The sequence below is a fragment of the Cylindrospermum sp. FACHB-282 genome (genome assembly GCF_014697195.1).
Lineage (GTDB): Bacteria > Cyanobacteriota > Cyanobacteriia > Cyanobacteriales > Nostocaceae > Cylindrospermum.
This window is the reverse complement of sequence record NZ_JACJRJ010000090.1, coordinates 1-8847: the sequence shown is the minus strand read 5'-3', so window position 1 is coordinate 8847 and position 8847 is coordinate 1. Positions and strand designations below refer to the sequence as shown.

5 protein-coding genes are annotated in these 8847 nt (G+C 41.2%); 4 read left to right on the top strand and 1 reads right to left on the bottom strand.

Annotation, left to right across the window (positions count from 1 at the left end; all coding sequences use genetic code 11):
- Window positions 1-131: 131 nt before the first annotated feature.
- A complete protein-coding gene (locus H6G32_RS25910; RefSeq protein WP_190463562.1) occupies window positions 132-3203 on the bottom strand; it encodes a pentapeptide repeat-containing protein in 3072 nt (1023 codons plus the stop codon).
- 449 nt (window positions 3204-3652) lie between these two features.
- On the opposite strand from H6G32_RS25910, the gene H6G32_RS25905 reads away from it, so the two are divergent.
- The 4 genes from H6G32_RS25905 (at window position 3653) to H6G32_RS25890 (ending at window position 8642) form a co-directional block, all read left to right on the top strand.
- Complete coding sequence (locus H6G32_RS25905; protein WP_190463560.1) at window positions 3653-5461, top strand: DUF3685 domain-containing protein; 1809 nt, start codon at window positions 3653-3655, stop codon at window positions 5459-5461.
- 358 nt (window positions 5462-5819) lie between these two features.
- Window positions 5820-5972: a TauD/TfdA family dioxygenase gene (locus H6G32_RS25900; protein WP_309232641.1), complete on the top strand. Its 153-nt coding sequence runs from the start codon at window positions 5820-5822 to the stop codon at window positions 5970-5972.
- A 9-nt stretch (window positions 5973-5981) separates the two neighbouring features.
- Window positions 5982-7454, top strand: a complete 1473-nt coding sequence (locus H6G32_RS25895; protein WP_190463556.1) for a bifunctional metallophosphatase/5'-nucleotidase — start codon at window positions 5982-5984, stop codon at window positions 7452-7454.
- A 201-nt stretch (window positions 7455-7655) separates the two neighbouring features.
- Complete coding sequence (locus tag H6G32_RS25890; RefSeq protein WP_190463554.1) at window positions 7656-8642, top strand: nucleoside hydrolase; 987 nt, start codon at window positions 7656-7658, stop codon at window positions 8640-8642.
- Window positions 8643-8847 lie beyond the last annotated feature (205 nt).

Here is an 8847-nt window from a genome sequence, read left to right as displayed (position 1 = left end):
CTCGGTCAATCCTGCGGATTGATGTGGTCAAGGGACGTTTCGTTTTTGTCTCGCAATTCCTCTCGTCACCTCCCTTGCGGGTAGGTGAGAGGCTCCTTGCTGTTCAAGCTGAATTTTGATTGCTGAAATACTCAATAATAACTATCATCAGCGGCATGATTGCCCAAAACCGTCTCATTTTCAGCATAATCATCATCGTCATCTAAATTGATGGGCAAAGTTGGGATACCTTCGGCGCTTTCAATTCGCCCAATGGTAGGGATATCTTTTATCCAAATTTGTGTGTCTGCTTCGATATTATTGCTGTCAGGAATACTATTGAGAGACTCTGGTAACATCAAACTTATTATATCTGGAAAATCTTCTTTGCAGAATAGGGCACCATTAAGGGAGGCAAATTCTTTATCAGCGTCAGCCAAGATAGCATGAAATAAACAGGCGTTGGTGAGATTGACTGAATTGAGATTTACCCCCATCAGGTTTGCGCCTGTGAGGTTTGCCTGTTGAAGGTTTGCACCTGTGAGGTTTGCTTGTTGGAGGTTTGCGCCTGTGAGGTTTGCTTGTTGGAGGTTTGCGCCTGTGAGGTTTGCTTGTTGGAGGTTTGCGCCTGTGAGGTTTGCTCCGATTAACTCTGCATCAGAGAAGTTTGTCCCCTCCAGATTGGCCCTATTTAACATCACTTGCAACAAAGAAGTTCCTGATAGGTTGATGCCAGCGAGAGATTTTGCGCGGGTTCGCATTGCAAAAGCGCTCTTGTGCAAAACTGTTGTCCTCCCAATCAGCCCGGTTACTGCTATTGGATTGAATAGAGCCAAATTTGCTGGATTACCACCAGGACAAAAAGGGACTTTAGCTTCCCGGTAGGTAGCACAAAGCAATAAAAACACATTCAATCCCACTGCTGCATTTACCTGCTCAACATTCTTGTAGTTTTGTAGTGCTTGAAAATGAGTCAAAGCTTTGTGGACTATCCCTTCATTTAACCACCGACCTTGACAGTAGTCATGCCAAAAAGATTCCAGCCGTTGAAACAAAACTTCAAAAGAAAATTCGCGTTTTTGCTGCCGTCTCAACCCCTCAAGGGTGAGTTCTTCGATTTCCTGACTAAGGATGCCGTAACCGAGTAAATTATACAGGTGCTGGGCAACAGTACTGGGAGAGTCAAGAATGAAGGTGATTGTCCCGTAAGTGTCCTGTTGTTGCTGAGTCAGAAGTGAAAGTTGGGCAGCAATAGCTTCACCACAAAGATATTCCCCTAATTTCTGGTGAGAAAATTCAAGCTTGGTTGTCTGTTGAATCTGAGTATTAACGCCAGAGCAAAAATAAAAAGCTGGTAGGGTGGGGGGATTTGATTCTTTAGGCAAATTAACTTGATGCCGATCGCTGTGCAAAATTTTTAGAGACCAAGCTTGCATCTGCTCAATTAAATCTTGAGGATGACGGCCAGCAAGCAAATTAGCGATCGCCAATGGTGTCCGGTGAATATGAGCAGATCCTGAGCGGAGTAACATCATCTTCATCCCACCTGTTTGCGGATAGCCCAACAACCAACGCTGCAAGCGATGATAAATTTCCCATAGCAAAAGTGTATTGCTTGTCTGTTGGGCGCTGGCAGCTACTTGCAGCCCCTCATCATCTAGATTTAGCAGTCCGTCACGGTGCAAAATGGCTAACAAATACAGCATCAGAGGTTGACGAATCAGCGTTGAGAGCGTCGATAACTTTGATGGGCTGGCAAATAACCCCGCCTGTTTTAAGAATAAAAAAAAGTTTTGTGCGATCGGCAAGGATTGTACCATTGCCCAATTTTGAAACCATTGTTTGAGTTGATCTACCGTCAACGGTTGAATAGTAATTCGCCTTAATGGCAGTTCTGAGCCGATTTCCAGCAAAGTTGTGGATCGACTCGTCAACACCACCTTGTGTTGATATTGAGACTGAAATTTCCGCAACTGCTGGATAAATATCGCTTTTCCCCTAGCGTTTTCACCAGTATCGGGTAGTTCATCCAGACCATCGAGCAGTAACAGACATCGAGGAAAACCTTGCTCCAGCCAAGTTGCTAAATTGCTGTGTAAAGTCAGAGGAAAAGCAGAATTTAGAGTTTCTACTAAAGTTTTGCCATATCTAACATCTCGCAGCCGAATCAGTACAGGCATCCAACTAGGGTAAAGTTCCTGTGCCACTTGTCCGGCCCAAATTTGGCAAAAACTGGTTTTACCATAACCAGATTCTGATTCAATTACAGCAATAGTTTTTAAATCACCTAGCTGTTGTTTTGCCCAAGTCATTAAATCAACTGGCTGGGCAATGTTTTTACCTGATTTAGAACCGCTTTCCTCCACTGGCAAGCCTGTAAGTGGAACATAAATATCCTTCAGGGCAAAAGATTCTAACAGTAACGGTGTACTGAAGCTTTGCAGCAAACTTGCTCTGTAATATTCCCGTTCCAAGTCAATTTTGTCACTCACTATCGATCCAGGAGCTATTTCTAACAGTCTAGTTTCTGGGTTGATGGAACTGGGAGGTAATGAATTCCCCAAACGGACAAATTTTTGCAGTTGGGCTAAGGGCGCGGCATTATTGGCAATAACTACCAGTAAGTGACCGAGAAGTGAGTTCACCAAACGCCGCGTTAGCAATTTAGCTTCCGGTTCTTCGGCACCATTGGCGACGAACCAAGCTACAGTAACATTGTTTATCTGTTGCACCAGTAATGAGTCCGCCACCAAAGAAAGTGCTTGCTCGGCTTGAGTGTCGGTCAGTTTACCTGGGCTGAGTGTTTTTAGTAGCCCTTGCAGTTGGGCATCCTGAAGGTATGGTTGAGTGGGTATCATTGCCCGGTCTAGCCAAGTTCTTTGTAGGCTTGCTTCCTGATATAGAACTTGTTGCAAAGTTTGGAGATAGGCAATTTGAAACGCCAACCATGTGCCTTCGTTACGTTTGAGGGGTTTATTTTGGCTGAGGCTATGCAACAAACTTTCAGTCAACAGGGCAATTGTAGTAATTTCTTCCCAAACAATACCCAAGGGCAGCTCTAAAACCTCTGCCAGGGTACAGATATCAAAGGGCACAAGGCTTTTGAATTCCATGTCCTGAACAATCCGGTAGGCAATACCTGCCATTTGCCCCGCAGAAAATCCGTTGATTTGATTGATTGCGATATAGCGATCTACCACCCAATTCCGAATACTGAGATTCATTTAATTACACTGTGAATGGCTGCTATGGCAATTATTAACTTGGGCGTTACCAACTAGATCAATTCACCATAATTAATGTATGTTATGCAATTTCGTTGTTTTAGGCGCTGTTACATGGACTGAGTGCTTCGTATTGTATGCTACTAAATTAATACTGGATAAACATCCAGTGGCTCAAAAACCAGATTTATATCAATCTTCAGAAAGATAAAAACCAAGCTTCTATACATCTATCTTTAGATAGATTAATTGTGGCTTCAATCTCAATAAACCCGGTTTCTAGGATTAATGAATTGTTTTTTTGAGAATAAGGATATTACCTGCTGACAATGTCTAAGCCCTCGCTTAATTTACCATTTGGCAAAAACAAGCAACAATGAGAATGACAAAACTAAGTATCAAAGCTTATTCCTGACTGGGAAAATGGTGTATGTATATTTGAGCCGAATATGAGCGATCGCCTTCTGAAATTATTGTTAATCGACCCAGATCCGATCTTCCGTTTAGGACTAAGGGTCGCTCTGGAAGCCAACCCTAACTTACAAGTAGTAGCCGATGTCGAAACCGAAACCGCTGCCTTGCAGATTTTAGTTGAAATCGCCCAAAAAGACCCTAACCAAGTAAATTTAGTAATTTTAGAATTAGGGAATAGTCGCTCCTCCAACAGTCAGCAGCTAGGCTGGCAATTTTGCCAGCAACTTAAAGCTTTGTACCCCAACCTGCCAGTATTTCTCCTTAGTTCTATGGCTGAACCAGGGCTACTGTTAGCAGCAAAGTCTGCTGGTATAAATGGCTACTGCCCCAAAGGTATACCCGTTTTTGAGTTAGTTGCCGCTATCCGAGAAGTGGCAGATGGTGGTTCCTTTTGGTTTGGCGAGAGGGGTGGAGAAGAAATCGGGCCATGGGATGATCAGGTGATGAGAAAAAAAGGCAAATTCTCACCACTCAGGACTCCCAACTTAAAACTCTCCAAGCTGCGGAATAATTTACGGTTATCAGGAATTAGCCAGATTGACGCCACCTTAGCAGCAGTGACGGCACAATTGCAAATGCCTGGACTGCCACTATTAGATCAGGCCTTACTCGCTGGACAACGGCGAGAACTGCTAGCGGCTCGTTGGCTGCTGACTCGGTTGTTAGCTTCACCCCAGGAAAGACAACAAGAACAGCAGCAAATCATCTCATCTACTCATCAGCTACCGCCAACATTTTCCTCCCTTGGTAGTGCAATTGGCAAATCAGACTCACAACAGAGGCAAACTTCGCCGCCTCTAGTGACCCCAAGAACACTGCAATCGGCATTATTCGCATCTTGCATTACCAAACTTCAATTCCCTTTGCAAAATGTCACAGATATTCCTTTAGAAATCGATATCTTGCGCGAAGATAGAAAACGGGAATTACTTTATATTATCCTGCAAAAACTAGCTCAACAGTTGGATGCACTGCGCGCTTCGCAAGTTGAAATTGAGCAATTATTTGATTTAATCAGGACAATATTATGTGATTTATGGCAAGAAGCAGTTACAGATTTTTTTGGAAAATTTGCACGGGTAAAGGTAGGGAATCAGAATATTGAAATAGTCAATTTTTTGTTGCAAAATGCAGAAGCTGTCCAAGTAGATATTTTTGATAAAATTCCCCTAGTATTTGAACTATTTTCTTATTTGCTATTTCAACTAGATTTACAAGTTGATAATAATTCTTATATAGCAGGTAGTGTGGAAGCTAAATCTCAAGCATTGATCATTTTAGAGAACTTGTTAATCCAGATAGCAAATGCTGTAATGCAACCACTATTGAACTCTTTAGCAGATGTAGAAACGATTAAGCAAAATTTTTATGACCACCGATTAATTTCCACAAGAGAAATTGAACGCTTTAGAAACAATTTATCATGGAAATATCGTTTGCGTAATTATGTAACAGAAGCTCAGGCAATTTTTGAAAGCCGCTATGATTTATTTGTATTAGCACCTCGTGGCATTGCTAAAATATCGATTTATGCACCCCGTAATCATGAGCTAGCACAGCTTTCTAATATTCCCCTAGTGGTGACATTACTCCTGGAATTTAGAGACGCAATCGCCCCTCGCTTACAATCTATATTAGCTTTTTTAGGCAGTGGAATTGTTTTTATGCTTACCCAAGTTATTGGTCGGGGTTTAGGTTTAATTGGGCGTGGTATTCTCCAAGGTATTGGTAGTGTTTCCTTCACAGAAAAAATCCTGCGACGTAACAGTGAACGAACTAAGTAAAAGTTAATTTGAATAGTTGGTTGACCGAATTTTAGATTTTAGATAATAGAATTTAAAATTTAAAATCTAAAAAGGTCTCAGAGCAACTAAATTTATTTGTGGAACAATTCCATTATCCAAAATCTACAATTCCTTATTCAAGCCTCTCCATTGATGCATGGGGTCAATCCAAAATCCAAAATCCAAAATCGTTTGACTTACGCTGTACCATCTGTGAGAGGTTGAGATAAAGCGCCTTTTGTCAACCAGTTAAAATACTCAAAATAGTCTTAATGAAAATGATAATTGTGCATTGAGTCTGACGCACCCGACAAAGCCATGCCAGTTGCGTAAGTCCTGTATACTAGAGCGAACACCAGTGTACTCCCATGTTTGGCAAAAAGGAGATATTATCTTTTGGGACAACTCACAGGTAATGCACAGAGGCATTCCGTATGATGCAACCAAATATAAACGTATTGCGCTGCGTTGGTGTAACTGTTTAATCTCTGCTAAAGTAATTTATTTTTAGGGGTAAACCATGATGAATACTGAGCGATTTAAAAAGTTTACGATTTTACATTCAAATGATATGCACGGAGACTTTTTAGCAGAGGCAACAGGTATAGCAGAAGGTCATACTATTGGTGGAATGTCGCTGCTTTCTGGATATATAAATAAGGTGCGTCAGGAGGAGAAAAACGTACTTTTTGTCATTGCGGGTGATATGCTCCAAGGCTCTATGATTGATACCGAATACAAAGGTATTTCAACCATGGAAATTATGAATTACCTGGCTCCTGACGTAGTGACATTGGGGAACCATGAATTAGATTATGGGTTGCCTCACTTACTTTTTCTGGAAAAGATGGCCAATTTTCCTATTGTCAATGCCAACTTATATATTAAAAAGTATAACAAACGCTTGATGAATCCTTATCTAATCCTAAATGTAGATGGATTCGATATCATGTTCATCGGAATTGTGACTGAAGAAGCTCTGAGGACATTAAAACGCGATCGCAGTATTGGCACTTTTGTAAGCCTTGAAGATGCCGCATCAGAAATTGGGAAGATTTGTAATGCCTACAAAAATGATGACATTGACCTAACAGTTATTCTGACACACATCGGTTTTGAAGAGGATAAAAAATTAGCAGCAATGCTAAACCCAGAATGGGGTGTGGATCTGATAATTGGGGGACACTCCCATACATTTTTAGAACAACCTGCTGAAGTTAATAATATTCTGATTGCACAAGCTGGGGTTGGTACAGACCAGATTGGACGGTTCGATATTGTAGTGGATGACGATACTAACAGTATTGTGGAATGGAAGTGGCAACTCTTACCTGTGGATAACAATTTGGCTGAACCAGATATCAATATCGAAAATCTGATTGCTACTTTCAAAGAAGAAGTTGACCGCAAGTATAATCGACTAGTTGGACGATTAGCACGTCAACTAACCCATCCTAGACGTGAAGAAGAAACTGAATTGGGTAACTTAATCGCTGATATTTTTGCCCAACTAGATGTGTTGGATGTAGTTTTTGTAGCCAGTGGTTCAATCCGTGGAAAAGAATTAGGGCCTCTAGTTACATTGAGCGATCTGAAAACAGTTTTTCCTTACGACGATACTCTTTATAAGTTTACAGTTAGCGGGGTACATCTCACCAAGATATTTACACATATTATGAGACCGGCAAATCGAATATCAGGTGGAAGTGAGTATTTCCAGCTAAATAAAGGTATTAAGGCGGTTTATAATGATGCCCAAAAGAGGGTTGAATCTTTAAGCATTAATGGACAATCTATACAAGAGGAGCATCAATACACTATATGTATTGATGGCTATCGTTACCAAAATTCTGAGGCGAATTTAGGTATAACACATCAAGAATTAGGCACTCCAAAGATAATCACAACATCTAGGCAGGATGTCCTGGAAGAATACTTGAGCCATCATCAAAACATTAACAGCCATATCGAAGGAAGATTGATATACAAATAGCGGTATTTGAGTAAAGATTGGGAATCCAGAATTGAGAATCCAGAAGACTTTGATATCCAAGCCTGATAAGTAACGATAAAATCAAGAAGTAATAGCACGCTTGATTTTCTAATAATTCTGTATTCTGGATTCTGACTTCTGAATTCTTTCTGTTAAAAAGATTTAGTTCCCTACCATTGTTAAACAAGAGAAGCAACCAGCATGAAAACCTTTCAAAATCAGCCCATCCCAGTGCTTATGGATACTGATGGAGGTGTTGATGATGCCTTGGCGCTGATTATGGCATTGAACTCACCGCAATTAGACCTGAAAGCAATTACCGTTTTAGCTGGTAATATCCATGTAGACCAAGCGGCTAATAATGTATTACGGGTGCTGAGTATTGTCCAACCCGATACCTTACCCATTGTTGCTAAAGGCTGTGAAAAACCACTGGTTAAACAGCCGTTTAATGCCGCAGGGATTCATGGCGCAGATGGGCTTGGTGAATTAGATCAATTTAAAGAAGCTGATGGTACAGCCCGCTATCCCAAACTGACGATTGAAGCATCTACAGAGAATGCTATTGATGTTATTCTCAAGGCAGCCCAAGAGTATGGCGACAGTCTGAATATAGTGGCTTTAGGTCCACTAACGAATTTAGCAACAGCAATTCAAAAAGATGCCGCCACGATGAAAAAAATAGGGCGAATTATCATCATGGGTGGGGCTGTTACCGTACCTGGAAATATTACGGCTGCGGCTGAATTCAATTTTTTTGTAGATCCTGATGCGGCTCAAATCGTAATGGAGTCAGGGGTTCCTCTAACTTTAGTGGGTTTGGATGTGGCGATGAAAGCCCCTTTGCCGCGCCAAGTTGTTGAAGATAATTTACAGCGCCGTCCTTCAAAAGTCACCCAGTTTATTGCCGATTGCACTGGAATTTATATGGCTTTCTATCGAGATAATGAAGGCTTTTACGGTTGTTACTTACACGATCCTTTGGCGGTGGCAGTTGCGATTGATCCAAGTCTGGTAACAACTGAATTACTCTATATGATGGTCGAAACTGAAGGACGATTTACCACTGGGTTGTCACTGGCAGATCGTCGCGATCGCCGAGATGAAGAAACTAATCCACCTAATGTAGAAGCCTGTTTAGATGTTGATACTGGACGCTTTCTAAAGATGTTTGATCAACTTGTCTAAACCGCTCAACCAAACCTACTCAAACTTACTCAAAGTCTTAAAGTCTAGTCATTCGTAGTGGATCAACCACCACAGGGTTAAACGGCAAACCATTTATTCCTTGGTCAAAGACATCAGGAATTACTTTTCTGATAATATTAAATGACCCATTAATATCGGCATTTAATAACCTACTATCCCCGGTTTTATACAATCCTCTCGCTAT